Raw genomic sequence first — 16,773 nt, forward strand, 5'->3', positions numbered from 1 at the left:
TTTTTTGAACAGAAAATGAGAACAATATAATGCAAACAGCCAAACCTCATCTCGAACTGCTGACCTGCGAGGCGGCCTACCGCCACAACCCGACCGCGCTGTTTCATCAGGTGTGCGGGGCACGCCCGGCAACGCTGCTGCTGGAATCTGCGGACATCGACAGCAAGGACGATCTCAAGAGCCTGCTGCTGGTCGACAGCGCGTTGCGCATTACCGCTCTAGGTGACACTGTCACAATTAAGGCTTTGTCAGACAATGGCGCATCGCTGCTGCCGCTGCTGGATGCCGCCCTGCCGTCAGGCATTGAAAACGAACGTCATCCAGAAATGCGCATTCTGCATTTCCCGCCGGTTAGCCAGCTGCTGGATGAAGACGCGCGCCTGTGCTCCCTTTCCGTCTTTGATGCCTTCCGCCTGCTGCAGAACCTGGTCACCGTTCCACACGATGAGCGTGAAGCGATGTTCTTTGGCGGGCTGTTTGCCTACGATCTGGTCGCTGGCTTTGAAGATTTACCGGAAACCGAGCAGGGCAATCGCTGCCCGGACTATTGTTTCTATCTGGCCGAAACCCTGCTGGTGATCGACCATCAGAAACAATACACCCGCATTCAGGCCAGCCTGTTCACGCCTTCGACCGCTGAGAAAAACCGTCTTGAGCATCGCATCGCGCAGCTTCAGCAGCAGATGACGGAAGCGCCGCCTGCGCTTCCGGTGCAGCGAGTGGAAAAAATGACCTGCGATGTGAACCAGACCGACGATCAGTACGGCGCCGTGGTTCGCCAGATGCAAAAAGCGATTCGCGCCGGGGAAATTTTCCAGGTTGTACCGTCCCGCCGCTTCTCGCTGCCCTGCCCGTCTCCGCTGGCAGCCTACGACGTGCTGAAAAAGAGCAACCCGAGCCCGTACATGTTCTTTATGCAGGACAACGAATTCACGCTGTTCGGCGCCTCGCCGGAAAGCTCGCTGAAGTACGACGCCACCAGCCGCCAGATTGAAATTTACCCGATCGCCGGAACCCGTCCGCGCGGACGACGCGCCGATGGCTCGCTGGATCGCGATCTCGACAGCCGCATCGAGCTGGAAATGCGCACCGACCACAAAGAGCTCTCCGAGCATCTTATGCTGGTTGACCTGGCGCGTAACGACCTGGCACGCATTTGCACCCCGGGCAGCCGCTACGTGGCGGATCTGACTAAAGTTGACCGTTATTCGTTCGTAATGCACCTGGTTTCCCGCGTGGTCGGTGAACTGCGTCAGGACCTCGACGTCCTGCACGCCTACCGCGCCTGCATGAATATGGGCACCCTGAGCGGCGCGCCGAAAGTGCGCGCCATGCAGCTGATTGCCGCCGCCGAAGGGCGTCGTCGCGGCAGCTACGGCGGCGCGGTGGGTTACTTCACCGCCCACGGCGACCTCGATACCTGCATCGTGATCCGCTCCGCCTATGTAGAAGAAGGCATTGCCACCGTCCAGGCGGGAGCCGGGATTGTTCTTGATTCCGTTCCGCAGTCTGAAGCTGACGAAACGCGCAGTAAAGCCCGAGCGGTCCTTCGCGCCATTGCTACCGCACACCATGCACAGGAGATTTTCTAATGGCTGACATTCTGCTGCTCGATAATATCGATTCCTTTACCTACAACCTGGCAGATCAGCTGCGTGCGAATGGCCATAACGTCGTTATCTATCGCAACCACGTGCCGGCCCAGACCTTGATTGACCGTCTGGCAACCATGCAAAACCCGGTGCTGATGCTCTCTCCTGGGCCTGGCGCACCGAGCGAAGCGGGCTGTATGCCGGAGCTGCTGACCCGTATGCGCGGCAAGCTGCCGATTATCGGCATCTGCCTCGGCCATCAGGCGATTGTTGAAGCCTACGGCGGCTACGTTGGCCAGGCGGGAGAGATCCTGCACGGTAAAGCGTCCAGCATTGAACATGACGGCCAGGCAATGTTTGCCGGGCTGCCGAATCCGCTCCCGGTCGCGCGCTACCACTCGCTGGTCGGCAGCAACATTCCCGCCGGGCTGACGATCAACGCCTCGTTTGAAGGGATGGTGATGGCGGTGCGTCACGACGCGGATCGCGTCTGCGGGATGCAGTTCCATCCGGAATCCATCCTGACCTCTCACGGTGCTCGCCTGCTGGAACAGACGCTCGACTGGGCGTTACAGAAGCTGGAGCAGACCAACACCCTGCAGCCGATTCTGGAAAAACTGTACCAGGCGCAGACCCTGAGCCAGCAGGAGAGCCACCAGCTCTTCTCCGCCGTGGTTCGCGGCGAGCTGAAGCCTGAGCAGCTGGCGGCCGCGCTGGTGAGCATGAAGGTCCGCGGCGAAAGCCCGCAGGAGATCGCCGGTGCCGCTACGGCCCTGCTGGAAAATGCCGCCCCGTTCCCGCGCCCGGACTATCAGTTTGCCGATATCGTCGGTACCGGCGGTGATGGCAGCAACAGTATCAATATTTCAACCGCCAGCGCCTTCGTAGCGGCAGCGTGTGGTTTAAAGGTCGCGAAGCACGGTAACCGCAGCGTGTCCAGCCGGTCAGGTTCTTCCGATCTGCTCGCCGCATTCGGCATTAATCTCGATATGAACGCCGAACGTTCCCGTGAAGCGCTGGATGACCTGGGCGTCTGCTTCCTGTTTGCGCCGAAGTATCACACCGGTTTCCGCCACGCGATGCCGGTTCGTCAGCAGCTTAAAACCCGCACGCTGTTTAACGTGCTCGGCCCGCTGATCAACCCGGCGCACCCGCCGCTGGCGCTGATCGGTGTCTACAGCCCGGAGCTGGTCCTGCCGATTGCCGAGACGCTGCGCGTGCTGGGTTACCAGCGTGCCGCCGTGGTGCACAGCGGCGGAATGGACGAAGTGTCACTGCATGCGCCGACGCTGGTGGCCGAACTGCGCGACGGTGAAATCCTGAGCTACCAGCTCGAAGCCGATGACTTTGGTTTAACTCCGTATCACCAGGAAGCGCTGGCAGGTGGTACCCCGGAAGAAAACCGTGACATTCTGACGCGCTTATTACAAGGTAAGGGAGAGGTCGCTCATGAGGCCGCCGTTGCCGCCAACGTCGCCATGCTGATGCGTTTGCACGGTGAGGAAGACCTGAAGGCCAACGTTCAAAAAGTTCTGGATGTACTGCGCTCCGGTGCAGCTTACGATCGCGTTACCGCACTTGCGGCAAGAGGGTAAAGAATGCAGACCGTTTTAGCGAAAATCGTTGCCGATAAGGCCATCTGGGTGGAAGCCCGCAAGCAACAGCAGCCGCTTGCCAGTTTTCAGAACGATGTCGTCCCTAGCAGCCGTCGTTTCTATGACGCCCTGCAGGGTGCGCGCACCGCGTTTATTCTTGAGTGCAAAAAAGCGTCCCCGTCCAAAGGCGTTATCCGTGACGATTTCGACCCGGCGCGCATTGCCGGTATTTATAAGCATCATGCCTCAGCCATCTCCGTGCTGACGGATGAGAAATATTTTCAGGGCAGCTTCGATTTTCTGCCGATCGTCAGCGGCATCGCGCCGCAGCCGATCCTGTGCAAAGACTTTATTATCGACCCTTATCAGATTTGGCTGGCGCGCTTTTACCAGGCTGACGCCTGCCTGCTGATGCTCTCGGTGCTTGACGACGAGCAGTACCGCCAGCTCTCTGCCGTCGCGCACAGCCTGAAAATGGGCGTGCTGACCGAAGTGAGCAACGAAGAGGAGCTGGAGCGCGCGATTGCGCTGGAAGCCAAAGTGGTCGGCATTAACAACCGCGATCTGCGTGACCTGTCTATTGACCTGAACCGCACGCGCCAGCTGGCGCCGCGTCTGGGCGCTGGCGTCACGGTGATCAGCGAATCCGGCATTAACAGCTACGCCCAGGTGCGCGAGCTGAGCCACTTCGCCAACGGTTTCCTGATTGGCTCCGCCATGATGGAACATGACGATCTCAATGCGGCAGTGCGTCGCGTGCTGCTGGGTGAAAACAAAGTCTGCGGCTTAACTCGCGAACAGGACGCCCAGGCCGCGTATGAAGCCGGAGCGATTTATGGCGGGCTGATTTTTGTGGATTCCTCTCCTCGCGCGGTTAGCGAAGAGCAGGCGCGTAAGATCATCGCCGCGGCACCGCTCAGCTATGTTGGCGTGTTCCGCAATGCGGATATCGCCGAGGTGGTTGAAAAAGCCGACGCGTTATCCCTGAGCGCGGTGCAGCTGCACGGCGATGAAGATCAGGCCTATGTCGATGCCCTGCGCGACACGCTGGCGCCGCAGGTGCAAATCTGGAAAGCGCAAAGCGTTAGCGATACGTTGCCCCCGCGTAACCTGAACCACGTGGATAAATACGTTCTCGATAACGGCCAGGGCGGAAGCGGCCAGCGTTTTGACTGGTCTCTGTTGAACGGCGAAAAGCTGGACAACGTCCTGCTGGCGGGCGGATTAAGCCCGGACAACTGCGTAGAAGCCGCGAAAACCGGCTGCGCAGGCCTCGATTTCAATTCAGGCGTAGAGTCCCAACCGGGTATCAAAGATGCCAGCAAGCTGGCCTCGGTTTTTAAAACTCTGCGTGCATATTAAGGAAGAGAAGATGACGACATTACTTAACCCGTATTTTGGTGAGTTCGGCGGGATGTACGTCCCGCAAATCCTGATGCCCGCGCTGCGCCAGCTGGAAGAAGCGTTTGTGAGCGCACAGAAGGATCCGGCATTTCAGGCTGAATTTACCGACCTGCTGAAAAACTATGCCGGCCGCCCAACGGCCCTGACCAAATGCCGCAACCTGACGGAAGGCACGAAAACCACGCTGTATCTTAAGCGTGAAGACCTGCTGCACGGCGGCGCGCATAAAACTAATCAGGTGCTGGGCCAGGCGCTGCTTGCGAAGCGTATGGGCAAAACCGAAATCATCGCCGAAACCGGCGCAGGCCAGCACGGCGTGGCCTCGGCGCTCGCCAGCGCCCTGCTCGGCCTGAAATGCCGCATCTATATGGGGGCGAAAGACGTTGAGCGTCAGTCTCCGAACGTCTTCCGTATGCGCCTGATGGGTGCGGAAGTGATCCCGGTGCACAGCGGCTCCGCGACGCTGAAGGATGCCTGTAACGAAGCGCTGCGCGACTGGTCCGGCAGCTATGAAACCGCGCACTATATGCTCGGAACCGCGGCGGGCCCGCACCCGTTCCCGACCATCGTGCGCGAATTCCAGCGCATGATCGGGGAAGAGACCAAAGCGCAGATCCTTGAAAAAGAGGGTCGCCTGCCGGATGCGGTGATCGCCTGCGTCGGCGGCGGGTCAAACGCCATCGGCATGTTCGCAGACTTTATCGACGACACCAGCGTGGGTCTGATTGGCGTTGAGCCTGCCGGTCACGGCATTGAATCAGGTGAACACGGCGCGCCGCTGAAGCATGGCCGCGTGGGGATCTACTTCGGCATGAAATCCCCGATGATGCAGACCGATGAGGGCCAGATTGAAGAGTCTTACTCTATCTCTGCCGGCCTCGACTTCCCTTCCGTCGGGCCGCAGCACGCCTATCTGAACAGTACGGGTCGCGCGGACTATGTCTCCATTACCGATGACGAAGCGCTGGAAGCGTTCAAAACGCTGTGCCGCAGCGAAGGGATCATCCCGGCGCTGGAGTCTTCACACGCTCTGGCCCATGCGCTGAAAATGATGAAAGACAATCCGGAAAAAGAGCAGCTGCTGGTGGTAAACCTTTCCGGACGCGGTGACAAAGATATCTTCACCGTTCACGATATTCTGAAAGCACGAGGGGAAATCTGATGGAACGCTACGATAACGTATTTGCAGAACTGAAATCCCGCCAGGAAGGCGCGTTCGTTCCCTTCGTCACCCTGGGCGACCCGGGCCCAGAACAGTCGCTGAAGATTATCGACACCCTGATTGAGGCCGGTGCCGACGCGCTGGAGCTGGGGATCCCGTTCTCTGACCCGCTGGCGGATGGCCCAACCATTCAGAATGCGACGCTGCGCGCGTTTGCCTCTGGTGTGACGCCAACCCAGTGCTTTGAGATGCTGGCGGCAATTCGCCAGAAGCATCCGACCATTCCCATTGGCCTGCTTATGTACGCCAACCTGGTGTTCAACCGCGGTATCGATGAGTTTTACGCCGAGTGCGCACGCGTAGGCGTCGACTCCGTTCTGGTCGCCGACGTGCCGGTCGAGGAGTCCGCGCCGTTCCGCCAGGCTGCGATGCGTCACAACGTCGCCCCGATTTTCATCTGCCCGCCGAACGCGGATGACACACTGCTGCGCCAGATAGCCTCTTACGGGCGCGGCTACACCTACCTGCTCTCCCGCGCAGGCGTAACCGGTGCCGAGAATAAAGCCGCCCTGCCGCTGCATCATCTTGTGGAAAAGCTGGCCGAGTACCATGCCGCGCCGCCGCTGCAGGGCTTCGGGATCTCTTCTCCGGATCAGGTCACAGCGGCGATTGACGCGAAGGCTGCGGGTGCCATCTCCGGCTCTGCAATTGTGAAGATCATCGAGAAGAACGTGGATAAACCCGAGCAGATGCTGGCCGAGCTGAAAGCGTTTGTGACTGCCATGAAGGCGGCGACGCGTAAAGCCTGACCCCTCCACCGTCTGGCACCCCTGCCAGACGGTTACCCTTTCTTCCCCGCCATCAACAAAGGATTACGTCAAAATTGATCCTTTCGATATTTTCGGTGTGAATGGCTTTTCAAACTGTTATGTAAGCGTATGATCTGGACTCTTTTTTATCTTTAATCCTTCTGAGTTCAGAGGCTTATTCATGTCATGGCAATCCTTCAAACAGACTTACCTGGTTAAGTTCTGGTCACCCGTTCCGGCTGTTATCGCGGCTGGCATTCTCTCTACCTACTATTTCGGCATTACCGGCACCTTCTGGGCCGTGACCGGCGAGTTCACCCGCTGGGGTGGTCAATTGCTGCAGCTCGCTGGCGTGCATACCGAAGAGTGGGGTTACTTTAAACTCATCCATCTGGACGGCACGCCGCTTACCCGCATCGACGGGATGATGATCATCGGCATGTTCGGCGGCTGCTTCGCGGCGGCGCTGTGGGCAAACAACGTTAAGTTGCGTATGCCCAAAAGCCGGATCCGCATTCTTCAGGCAGTTGTCGGCGGTATCATTGCCGGGTTTGGCGCCCGTCTGGCGATGGGCTGTAACCTGGCCGCTTTCTTTACGGGGATTCCTCAGTTTTCGCTTCACGCCTGGTTCTTTGCCGTCGCCACGGCCATCGGCTCTTACTTTGGCGCAAAATTTACCCTGCTGCCGCTGTTTCGCATTCCAGTGAAAATGACCAAAGTCAGCGCAGCGTCTCCGTTAACCCAGAAGCCCTCTCAGGCACGCCGCCGTTTCCGTCTCGGAATGCTGGTCTTTTTCGCTATGGTGGCATGGGCGCTGTGTACGGCTCTGAACCAGCCCAAACTCGGTCTGGCGATGCTGTTCGGCGTGGGTTTTGGTCTGCTCATTGAACGCGCGCAGATCTGCTTCACCTCCGCGTTTCGCGATATGTGGATCACCGGCCGCACGATGATGGCGAAGGCGATTATCGCCGGGATGGCGGTCAGCGCCATCGGCATCTTCAGCTATGTTCAACTGGGCGTCGAACCGAAAATCATGTGGGCCGGTCCTAACGCGGTCATTGGCGGCCTGCTGTTCGGCTTCGGGATCGTGCTGGCCGGCGGGTGTGAAACCGGCTGGATGTACCGTGCCGTCGAAGGTCAGGTGCACTACTGGTGGGTGGGTCTTGGAAATGTGATTGGCTCGACGATCCTGGCGTACTTCTGGGACGATTTGTCCCCGGCGCTTGCCACAAGTTGGGACAAGGTCAACCTGCTGAGCACCTTCGGGCCTCTCGGCGGCCTGCTGGTCACCTACGCCCTGCTGTTGGTGGCTTTTTTACTGGTCGTCGCACAGGAGAAACGTTTCTTCCGCCGTGCGGGCGTTAAAACAGAAACGCAGGAGAATGCAGCATGAAAGAAATCGTGCCTGATTATCGTCTGGATATGGTTGGCGAGCCCTGTCCATATCCGGCGGTGGCTACGCTTGAAGCGCTACCGCAGCTAAAGAAAGGGGAAATTCTGGAGGTGGTGAGCGACTGCCCGCAGTCCATCAACAACATACCGCTGGATGCAAAAAACCACGGTTATACGGTGCTGGATATCCAGCAGGATGGCCCAACCATTCGCTATCTGATTCAAAAATGATCGCTAAGGGCCTCACCAGGGGCCTTTATCGTATTGAATTATAAGACATCTTGATCCACGGCAAAAACGCGATTTTTGACTTAAGTAAAATCTCATTTCCCTTTTGAAGGAGGTTTTCGCGATTTGATGTATTTACGAGCTTTACTGGTTTTCGCCTTATTGATTCCCTTCCATGCGCTGTCCCTGAATTTCTCTTCCACCTTCCTGCGCCTTGATTGTCCGCAAAGAGGACTTGTCGAGGTTATTCTGCACGTCTATGACCATACCCAGGAACGGTGGCGTGGCCATTTTGAAACCGGCGCGGGACATAAACGTGCGGGTGATACCGAAATTATCCCGTTTGCCAATGGCGATATTCTCTTCCATTCCCTGTCCAGCGACGCTTTCAGCTATTTATATGATGGGGAAACGATCCTGAGGCACTGCGTAAAGCTTGATGAGCGGCCGGTTTATCCGTCGTTTTGAAGTGAGCAAAGCAAACTGGCCACCCTGTGGCCAGTTTGACGGGGGATCAGAAACGATAACCCGCAGAGAACATAAACACCCACGGATCCAGTCGCGTGTTGATGCTTTGCTGCTGACCGCCCGCCTTGAAGCGTACGTCCGTATCAATATCCATATACCAGACGGAGGCGTTAATTAACCAGTCGCGGTTAATCAGGTAATCCAGACCGACCTGCCCCGCCATGCCCCACGAATCTTTCAGGCTAAGGTCAGTCAGACCGGCCTCTTTACCGGTATCGTTAAACTTCTCGTCAAAGAAGGTGGTGTAGTTCACACCAGCGCCAATATAAGGGCGCACCTTGCTGCTTGAGTCGCCAAAGTACCATTGCGCCATCAGCGTTGGCGGTAAATGGTGAACCGTTGCAATATCACCGGTTGCGCCCAGACCCACGCGATGACGGAACGGCGTTGCAGCAAGAAGCTCAACACCAACGTTTTCCGTCGCCATATAGGTGAACGTTAACCCTAACTGGGTGTTATTACTGACGTTAAAACCGCCCATACCCAGCACGTTATCCGATCCTTCAGTTGGGCGAACCGTAGCCGAACCGGCACGAATAAAGAATTCGCCTGCTTCATGCGCGTACGCGCCGCCAGAGAGACTGCTTAATACAAGGGCTGCCACCGCTAATTTTTTCATATCCGCTCCATCGTTGTGGTTTTAATCGCGGATGAGAATATACTCACAAAAGGGTAATAAGTGATCTGCCACAGATCACATTAAAACCAGTAACTTAACATTCATTGATCTGGGTTAATTTTTTGTGGCGCGTTCAAAAGCGATAAGTTGTTTCCATGTCAATTTTTGGCATTTCACGGTTACAAAATTTTCCCTTTCCCCCCTCTTGCTCTTCCTCTGGCGGCTGGATAATTTATCGCTCTCACAAATTGATTTGATGCGTTCTTCTTTTGCAGGTGTGCCATGAGTGATATCAACCCGTGCATGACGTGCGGAGCCTGTTGTGCGTATTTTCGAGTCTCTTTCTACTGGGCCGAAGCCAGCGATGGCGGCGGTACCGTTCCGGTTCATCTCACCGAGCCGTTAACCCCCTTTCTGCGCTGCATGAGCGGCACGAACCAAAAGCAGGCTCGCTGTGTGGCGCTACAGGGTGAGCCTGGGGTCTCTACCCGATGTTCCATCTATGAGGATCGCCCCAGCCCGTGCCGGGAATTTGCCATGTCGGGGGAAGATGGCCAGGTCAACGAAGCCTGCAATCGCGCACGCGCACGCGTGGGATTACCGCCGCTTTACAAAGATATGCTTTTCCATACAAGCCTTGATGCTGCCACAGCAGGTGCATCCGGTGTACAATTGCCGGCTAATTAACACCTGCAATACTCAAGGAGAGTGCATGTCTATCACGGCGAAGTCTGTCTACCGTGACACGGGAAACTTTTTCCGCAATCAGTTCATAACCTTTTTACTGATCGCGTTGCTTTGCGCCTTTATCACGGTGGTGCTGGGTCATGCGTTTTCACCGAGTGAAGAACAGATTGCCAGCCTGAGCCAGGGCGACCATCTTGCGGGTAGCGTGGGGTTGTTTGAGCTGGTGCAAAACATGACGCCGGAACAGCAGCAAATCCTGCTGCGCGCCTCTGCCGCGTCCACCTTCTCGGGCCTGATTGGTAATGCAGTTCTGGCGGGCGGCGTTTTGCTGATGATTCAGCTGGTATCGGCGGGTCACCGGGTCAGCGCCTTACGGGCGATTGGTGCCAGCGCGCCGGTCTTACCTAAGCTGTTTATCCTGATCTTTTTCACCACCCTGCTGGTGCAGATGGGGATAATGCTGGTCGTGGTGCCGGGCGTACTGCTGGCTATCGTGCTCTCGTTTGCGCCTGTGATGGTCGTGCAGGATAAGATGGGTATTTTTACCACGATGCGCAGCAGCATCCGACTGGCATGGGCTAATATGCGTCTGGTGGCTCCCGCCGTGATCGGCTGGCTGCTCGCTAAAACGCTCCTGCTGTTGTTTGCGCCGAATTTTGCGGTATTAACGCCGAACGTTGGCGCGGTAGTGGCGAATACGCTGAGCAACCTGATTTCAGCGGTACTGCTGGTCTATCTGTTCCGCCTGTATATGTTAATTCGTCAGTAATCCAGAGGCGGGAGGCATCACTGCCTCCCGCCCCGCTCAGAAGATGGAATCACAGAATGAAGCAGTTTCTTGATTTTTTACCGCTCGTGGTCTTTTTTGCTTTTTATAAGCTGTACGATATTTATGCCGCGACCACTGCGCTGATCGTTGCAACGGCAGTTGTTCTGATCTACAGCTGGGTTCGCTATCGTAAAGTCGAAAAAATGGCGCTGGTCACCTTCGTGCTGGTCGCCGTATTCGGCGGACTGACTCTGTTCTTCCATAACGATGAATTTATCAAGTGGAAAGTGACCGTGATTTACGCCCTGTTTGCGGGCGCATTATTAATCAGCCAGTGGGTGATGAAAAAACCGCTGATCCAACGCATGCTGGGCAAAGAGCTGACGCTGCCTCAGGAAGTCTGGTCCCGTCTGAATATCGCGTGGGCGGTCTTCTTTATTCTCTGCGGTCTCGCTAACATCTATATTGCTTTTTGGCTGCCGCAGAATATTTGGGTCAACTTTAAGGTCTTCGGCCTGACCGCACTGACCCTTATCTTCACGCTGTTAAGCGGCGTATACATTTATCGCCACATGCCGCAGGACGACAAGCACTGATTAATGACTGACCAGAACGTCAGCGACAGGCGTTCTGGTCTATTCTCTCTGCTGTAAAATCATAGTAGCATCCCGCCTGAAGTCTTCCGTTACGAGTTAAAACAATGACAACAACTAACGCCCCGCAGGGCGAACTGGTTTTACGCACACTGGCAATGCCCGCTGACACCAATGCCAATGGCGATATTTTTGGCGGCTGGCTGATGTCGCAGATGGATATGGGCGGCGCAATTCTGGCAAAAGAGATCGCCCACGGGCGCGTGGTGACTGTGCGAGTGGACGGCATGACCTTCCTGCGCCCGGTTGCGGTAGGTGATGTGGTTTGCTGCTATGCGCGCTGCATCAAACGCGGCAATACCTCTATTTCAATTAACATCGAAGTGTGGGTTAAGAAAGTCTCTTCTGAGCCGATTGGGCAGCGTTATAAGGCCACTGAGGCCCTGTTTATTTATGTCGCAGTGGACAGCGAGGGTAAACCTCGTCAACTTCCGCAGGCCTGATCGACAGGCAAAAAAAAGCCTCCTTTCGGAGGCTTTTTTTATTCCATCTGCGCTCCGCCGTTCAGGCGGAAAACGATATTCACAATCAATCCGCTGCCCGGCTTGCCTGGCTCATAACGCCATCTGCGCATTGCAGATTTCACTTCGCGCTCAAACATATTAGAAGGCTGAGCGGACAAGATTTCCACGTTATCCACTCGGCCATCCGCAGTCACGTCAAATTTCACCCTCACGCGGCCTTCAATACGCAAAGCCTGAGCTCGCGCCGGATACTGAGGCTGGTTGCGGCTTACGGCACGCGGGCCCGCTGGCGCACTCACCGTTGGCTTTGATGTCGTTGCCGTATTGTTCATCACCGGACGTGAAGGCGCTGTATTTTCAACCGGCTGGGTCGCACGCGGTTCAACCGGACGTTCCTCACGTTTCGGACGCTCCTCCACCTTCTTCACCGGCTTTGGCTTCGGCTTAGGTTTTGGCTTCGGTTCAGGCTTGTGGATCACCACCGGAGCTTCCTTCGGTGGCTCCGGAACGGGCTCGGGTTCTGGCTCAGGTTCAGCCACCGGCTGTGGTGGTGGAGGGGCAACCTGCGGCGGTTCGAGGTCCGCTGGCGAGACCATCGTCACCGAAATCGGCTGCGCGGGCGCGGGCATTTCAATAACCTGATGAACCGAGGTATACAGCAAACCCGCCACAACAGCACCGTGAATCACGACAGAAAGCAGCGTCGGCCAGGGAAAGCGGCGAGGTAAATCAAGGGTCATCGAAGTCATATTCATCAACGTTAAAAAACCGAACCATGATTTTAAATGCAAATAGCAATCATATTCAATAAGACACTTTGTTCTGGGGCAACTTTAGCGCCTGAGAGGCCAAAAAAGGCGCAGTCAGATCAGGGTATTAACATTGTTTTTATTTTACATTGCAGTCGTTTGCCCTTTCACATAACGTAACTGACACTTTTACCGGTTAAGGAGCTTCGCCGTGTTTTACGTAATTTACTCTGAAGATGTTGCTGATTCGCTCGAAAAACGCCAGTCTGTGCGCCCTGCGCATCTGGCACGTTTGCAGCTGCTCCAGGATGAAGGCCGATTACTGACCGCTGGCCCCATGCCCGCAGTCGACAGCAACGATCCGGGTGCTGCCGGTTTTGCCGGCTCCACGGTTATTGCTGAATTTGAATCCCAGGAAGCCGCTCAGGCCTGGGCTGACGCAGACCCGTACGTTGCAGCGGGTGTGTATGCAAAAGTGACGGTGAGACCGTATAAAAAAGTGTTCTGATACCGAAGCGGCTCCGAAAGGAGCCTTTTTTATGGTGGCGATTACGCGTCACTGTACCGGGTAAACTGCTGTTCTGTAATCAGGCTCCCCCACTGCTCGCCTTCCCACTCCTTTACCAGCGTAAACCCAAACGACTCGTACAGACGCCGGGCGGCGGTCAGCTTATTGAATGTCCAGAGGTGCACAGCAGAAAAACCGGCCCTGTCGCAGAACCGCATCGCTTCATTCAGCAGTTTTTTCCCCACGCCGTGTCCCCGACAGCCATCATCAAGAATAAACCAGCGAAGATGGGCTTCACCCGGAGCCAATTCCTCGCCATCGATCGCCACCGAGCCGACAATTTTGTCGTTGAGTACTGCCAGCCAAATCTGGTTACAGGGCTTCTCCAGTCTTTCACTGAACTCGGCCAGCCCTGAAGCCACTTTGGCCTCGAAGAAGCGACCAAAGTTATGCTCCCGCGAATAATAACTGCCATGCATCTCCGCAATACGGCCAATCATGCCGGGGATGTACCCCTGCACTATCTTCAACTCGTCGGGCTGCATATCGTTACCCCCCTCACGGCATGCCAGCAGCGCGTTGGCATAAAGGGAGAGCCCCTCAGAAATGGTCTGCTGCTGCGCTGGAGCAAGACCCTTTATTGCTGTGACCACGCGCTCGTTGCTGAAGGCATTAATTTTGCTGACCGTCTCGTGACCTTTCGCGGTCAGCCTGAGGCTCTTTGCTCTCGCATCCTCAGTAGAAATGACCTCCTCAAGTTCGCCCGCGGCAATCAGGCGAGCCAGCATCCGGCTGACGCTGGACTTTTCCAGGCCCAGCAGTTGCACCAGCTGACTCGCCGTCATCTCCTTACGCAGAGCAATTTCGACCAGAGTATGGACGGCCGAAGGCGAGTAATTCGTTGAGGCCAGGGTAGACCCCATAAAACCTAACTCTCGCACCATCAGGCGCGAGGAACGTCGAATAACACTGACTACCGGGGTTTCGCTGTGCATGTTATGTCCTCACCATTTAGTTGTACTATACAACTAAATAGTGAGGGATTGTCAAACAGAATAAAAAAGGCTCCCGCAGGAGCCTTTCAAATCATCAATGCAGCGACGCTAATCTCGCCGCAAACCCGACAAACAGCAGCCCTATTAGCCCGTTCCCCAGCTTTGCCAGCTTCTTTTTTGTTTTCAGATAACGCGTGACAAACGCACCGGAGAAAATCAGGAAGCTCATGTACATAAAGCTTATCAACTCCAGCGTCGTCGCAAGGATCAGGAAAGAAGTGCCGGTACTCTTCGCATTCACGTCAATGAACTGAACGAAGAACGATACGTAGAACAGAATCGCTTTGGGGTTGGTCAGGCTTAACACCAGGGAACGTTTCATGATCATACTGGCAGGTTCGGGGCCGCTCTCATGCGCGTTTTTTTGACGGTTTACCACCGACCAGAGCATTTTGCCCCCCAGCCAGAGCAGATAAAAAGCCCCGAGATAGCGCACGATATTAAACAGTACCGGCGTGGTCTGGATTAATGCCGCGACGCCCGCCCAGGCGAGAAACATCAGCACCGCATCGCCAATAAATACGCCCGTAGCGGCGAGATACCCTTTTTTAACACCGTGACCGATCCCGGTTTTTAGCACGAACAGGGTATTCGGTCCTGGCACCAGAACGATAAAAAACGCGCCAACAACATATGTCCAGAAATTCAGTACGCCAAACTCCGCAAACACTTCTCCCTCCTTTTGCTAAACACAACAGGAACAACGCTGCAAATACGCTATCCCCAAAAAATCAGACGCTATAAAATCAGCGGGCACCAGTTACGGTGCCCTCATGTTTCTCAGATATCCTGGACTGCGAACAGCAACGCATTGCGGTGCCGCGTCAATCCACATTTTCTGATGGCGTGAATACGCATATTGCGGCGGGATTGTGCTTCCAGCCAACGAGCCTTGCGACGACTCACCTGTCGCAACATGCGCCAGCGCCCTACTTCTGTTCTACTGCGCTTCATGTCTACAACTCTTAAACTAACTGAGCCGCCATTATAAACCCAACCCGGCAGCAAACCAGCGCTTTTACCTGGCGTTTTTATTTGCCAGATGAATCCTGATGCGTACACTCATAACAATACGCTTTCAAAAGGATTTTTTTACCTATGACAACCTTCTACACCGTGGTGAGTTGGCTGGTCATTCTGGGATACTGGCTGTTAATCGCGGGTGTGACGTTACGCATCCTGATGAAGCGCAGAGCCGTACCCTCTGCCATGGCCTGGCTTCTGATCATTTACATCCTCCCGCTGGTGGGAATTATTGCCTATCTCTCTTTTGGTGAGCTTCATCTGGGTAAACGCCGTGCCGAGCGCGCCCGTGCCATGTGGCCCTCCACCGCGAAGTGGCTGAACGATCTTAAGGCCTGCAAACATATCTTTGCCGAGGAGAACAGCAGCGTCGCCTCCTCACTGTTTAAGCTGTGCGAGCGCCGCCAGGGGATTGGCGGCGTTAAGGGCAATCAACTGCAGCTGCTGACCTCGTCTGACGACGTCATGCAGGCGTTAATCCGCGATATTCAGCTGGCTCGTCATAATATCGAGATGGTTTTTTATATCTGGCAGCCCGGCGGGATGGCTGACCAGGTCGCTGAGTCGCTGATGGCCGCCGCGCGGCGCGGCATTCATTGCCGCCTGATGCTTGACTCCGCGGGTAGCGTGGCATTTTTCCGCAGCCCCTGGGCAGGCATGATGCGTAATGCCGGGATCGAAGTGGTTGAAGCGCTGAAGGTCAATCTCCTTCGCGTGTTTCTGCGCCGGATGGATCTCCGCCAGCATCGCAAAATGATCATGATCGATAACTATATTGCCTACACCGGCAGCATGAACATGGTCGACCCGCGCTTCTTCAAACAGGACTCAGGAGTAGGTCAATGGGTTGATTTGATGGCGCGAATGGAGGGGCCGATTGCCACCTCGATGGGCATCGTTTATTCCTGCGACTGGGAGATTGAAACTGGCAAGCGTATCCTGCCGCCGCCGCCGGACGGCAATATTATGCCGTTTGAAGAGGCCAGCGGTCACACTATTCATACCATTGCTTCCGGGCCGGGCTTCCCGGAGGATTTGATTCATCAGGCGCTGCTGACGGCGACCTACTCGGCGCGTGAATATCTGATCATGACGACGCCCTACTTTGTCCCCAGCGACGACCTCCTGCACGCGATCTGTACAGCCGCGCAGCGCGGTGTCGATGTGAGCATCATTTTGCCGCGCAAAAATGACTCTCTCCTGGTTGGCTGGGCCAGCCGGGCATTCTTTAGCGAACTGCTGGCCGCCGGGGTGAAAATTTACCAGTTTGAAGGCGGATTGCTCCACACCAAAAGCGTGCTCGTCGACGGTGAGCTGAGCCTGGTGGGCACGGTCAACCTGGATATGCGCAGCCTGTGGCTCAACTTTGAAATCACGCTGGTCATTGATGATGCCGGCTTTGGCGGCGATCTCGCGGCGGTGCAGGATGATTATATCTCCCGCTCGCGTCTGCTGGATGCCAGACTGTGGGTAAAACGTCCGCTGTGGCAGAGAATTGCCGAACGACTGTTTTACTTCTTTAGTCCGTTGCTGTAA

At 55.8% G+C, this 16,773-nt stretch carries 20 protein-coding genes and 1 other annotated feature (1 of these 21 running past the window's edge); of the genes, 13 read left to right on the forward strand and 7 right to left on the reverse strand.

The window, feature by feature from the left end:
• Positions 1-6, forward strand: a sequence feature (Trp leader region) (it extends 89 nt beyond the left edge of the window).
• 23 nt (positions 7-29) lie between these two features.
• The 7 genes from FOY93_RS12590 to yedF all read left to right on the forward strand — a co-directional run bounded on the left by FOY93_RS12590 (position 30) and on the right by yedF (position 8,185).
• Positions 30-1,592 (forward strand): anthranilate synthase component 1, encoded by a 1,563-nt coding sequence (locus tag FOY93_RS12590; protein WP_143345213.1) that lies wholly within the window; start codon positions 30-32, stop codon positions 1,590-1,592.
• Entirely contained in the window at positions 1,592-3,187 is a 1,596-nt protein-coding gene (gene trpD, locus FOY93_RS12595) for a bifunctional anthranilate synthase glutamate amidotransferase component TrpG/anthranilate phosphoribosyltransferase TrpD (RefSeq protein WP_111965943.1), read from the forward strand. The genes FOY93_RS12590 and trpD overlap by 1 nt, the downstream gene beginning before the upstream one ends.
• A gap of 3 nt (positions 3,188-3,190) precedes the next feature.
• The gene (gene trpCF / locus FOY93_RS12600; RefSeq protein ID WP_143345214.1) at positions 3,191-4,549 is read left to right on the forward strand and encodes a bifunctional indole-3-glycerol-phosphate synthase TrpC/phosphoribosylanthranilate isomerase TrpF; all 1,359 of its coding nucleotides are present in this window, start codon (positions 3,191-3,193) and stop codon (positions 4,547-4,549) included.
• Positions 4,550-4,559: 10 nt separating this feature from the next.
• Positions 4,560-5,753: a tryptophan synthase subunit beta gene (trpB, locus tag FOY93_RS12605; RefSeq protein WP_024907111.1), complete on the forward strand. Its 1,194-nt coding sequence runs from the start codon at positions 4,560-4,562 to the stop codon at positions 5,751-5,753.
• Positions 5,753-6,562 carry a tryptophan synthase subunit alpha gene (trpA, locus tag FOY93_RS12610; protein ID WP_045334893.1) on the forward strand — a complete coding sequence of 270 codons (810 nt, stop codon included), beginning with the start codon at positions 5,753-5,755 and terminating at the stop codon, positions 6,560-6,562. The genes trpB and trpA overlap by 1 nt, the downstream gene beginning before the upstream one ends.
• 181 nt (positions 6,563-6,743) lie before the next feature.
• On the forward strand, positions 6,744-7,955 hold the full coding sequence (gene yedE / locus FOY93_RS12615; protein WP_143345215.1) for a selenium metabolism membrane protein YedE/FdhT: 1,212 nt from the start codon (positions 6,744-6,746) through the stop codon (positions 7,953-7,955).
• Positions 7,952-8,185: a sulfurtransferase-like selenium metabolism protein YedF gene (gene yedF, locus FOY93_RS12620; protein WP_003856774.1), complete on the forward strand. Its 234-nt coding sequence runs from the start codon at positions 7,952-7,954 to the stop codon at positions 8,183-8,185. The genes yedE and yedF overlap by 4 nt, the downstream gene beginning before the upstream one ends.
• Positions 8,186-8,341: 156 nt before the next feature.
• On the opposite strand, the gene FOY93_RS23540 is transcribed toward yedF, so the two are convergent.
• The 3 genes from FOY93_RS23540 to FOY93_RS23545 form a co-directional block, all read right to left on the reverse strand.
• Positions 8,342-8,551, reverse strand: coding sequence for a hypothetical protein (locus FOY93_RS23540; RefSeq protein ID WP_168708007.1), 210 nt, complete (start codon positions 8,549-8,551; stop codon positions 8,342-8,344).
• A gap of 145 nt (positions 8,552-8,696) precedes the next feature.
• Positions 8,697-9,329, reverse strand: a complete 633-nt coding sequence (ompW, locus tag FOY93_RS12630; protein WP_136194982.1) for an outer membrane protein OmpW — start codon at positions 9,327-9,329, stop codon at positions 8,697-8,699.
• A 114-nt stretch (positions 9,330-9,443) separates the two neighbouring features.
• Entirely contained in the window at positions 9,444-9,719 is a 276-nt protein-coding gene (locus FOY93_RS23545; RefSeq protein ID WP_168707998.1) for a hypothetical protein, read from the reverse strand.
• Here FOY93_RS23545 and FOY93_RS12635 point away from each other — a divergent pair.
• The 4 genes from FOY93_RS12635 to yciA all read left to right on the forward strand — a co-directional run bounded on the left by FOY93_RS12635 (position 9,612) and on the right by yciA (position 11,881).
• Positions 9,612-10,016, forward strand: a complete 405-nt coding sequence (locus FOY93_RS12635) for a YkgJ family cysteine cluster protein (protein WP_021240310.1) — start codon at positions 9,612-9,614, stop codon at positions 10,014-10,016. The genes FOY93_RS23545 and FOY93_RS12635 overlap by 108 nt on opposite strands.
• Before the next feature lie 25 nt (positions 10,017-10,041).
• Positions 10,042-10,785: a YciC family protein gene (locus FOY93_RS12640; protein WP_143345216.1), complete on the forward strand. Its 744-nt coding sequence runs from the start codon at positions 10,042-10,044 to the stop codon at positions 10,783-10,785.
• A 56-nt stretch (positions 10,786-10,841) separates the two neighbouring features.
• On the forward strand, positions 10,842-11,381 hold the full coding sequence (locus FOY93_RS12645; protein ID WP_025756566.1) for a septation protein A: 540 nt from the start codon (positions 10,842-10,844) through the stop codon (positions 11,379-11,381).
• A gap of 104 nt (positions 11,382-11,485) precedes the next feature.
• Complete coding sequence (yciA, locus tag FOY93_RS12650) at positions 11,486-11,881, forward strand: acyl-CoA thioester hydrolase YciA (protein ID WP_133294585.1); 396 nt, start codon at positions 11,486-11,488, stop codon at positions 11,879-11,881.
• 38 nt (positions 11,882-11,919) lie between these two features.
• On the opposite strand, the gene tonB is transcribed toward yciA, so the two are convergent.
• Entirely contained in the window at positions 11,920-12,642 is a 723-nt protein-coding gene (tonB, locus tag FOY93_RS12655; protein WP_143345727.1) for a TonB system transport protein TonB, read from the reverse strand.
• Positions 12,643-12,862: 220 nt separating this feature from the next.
• Between tonB and FOY93_RS12660 the strand changes: the two genes are divergently transcribed.
• The gene (locus FOY93_RS12660) at positions 12,863-13,159 is read left to right on the forward strand and encodes a YciI family protein (protein ID WP_023327637.1); all 297 of its coding nucleotides are present in this window, start codon (positions 12,863-12,865) and stop codon (positions 13,157-13,159) included.
• A 41-nt stretch (positions 13,160-13,200) separates the two neighbouring features.
• On the opposite strand, the gene FOY93_RS12665 is transcribed toward FOY93_RS12660, so the two are convergent.
• The 3 genes from FOY93_RS12665 to FOY93_RS12675 form a co-directional block, all read right to left on the reverse strand.
• The gene (locus tag FOY93_RS12665) at positions 13,201-14,154 is read right to left on the reverse strand and encodes a bifunctional helix-turn-helix transcriptional regulator/GNAT family N-acetyltransferase (RefSeq protein ID WP_136194984.1); all 954 of its coding nucleotides are present in this window, start codon (positions 14,152-14,154) and stop codon (positions 13,201-13,203) included.
• Positions 14,155-14,248: 94 nt separating this feature from the next.
• Entirely contained in the window at positions 14,249-14,884 is a 636-nt protein-coding gene (gene leuE / locus FOY93_RS12670; protein WP_045404924.1) for a leucine efflux protein LeuE, read from the reverse strand.
• Between the two features lie 110 nt (positions 14,885-14,994).
• On the reverse strand, positions 14,995-15,168 hold the full coding sequence (locus tag FOY93_RS12675; RefSeq protein WP_086379783.1) for a YciY family protein: 174 nt from the start codon (positions 15,166-15,168) through the stop codon (positions 14,995-14,997).
• 144 nt (positions 15,169-15,312) lie between these two features.
• On the opposite strand from FOY93_RS12675, the gene cls reads away from it, so the two are divergent.
• On the forward strand, positions 15,313-16,773 hold the full coding sequence (cls, locus tag FOY93_RS12680) for a cardiolipin synthase (RefSeq protein WP_008502791.1): 1,461 nt from the start codon (positions 15,313-15,315) through the stop codon (positions 16,771-16,773).

This window comes from Enterobacter sp. 18A13, assembly GCF_007035975.1.
GTDB lineage: Bacteria > Pseudomonadota > Gammaproteobacteria > Enterobacterales > Enterobacteriaceae > Enterobacter > Enterobacter vonholyi.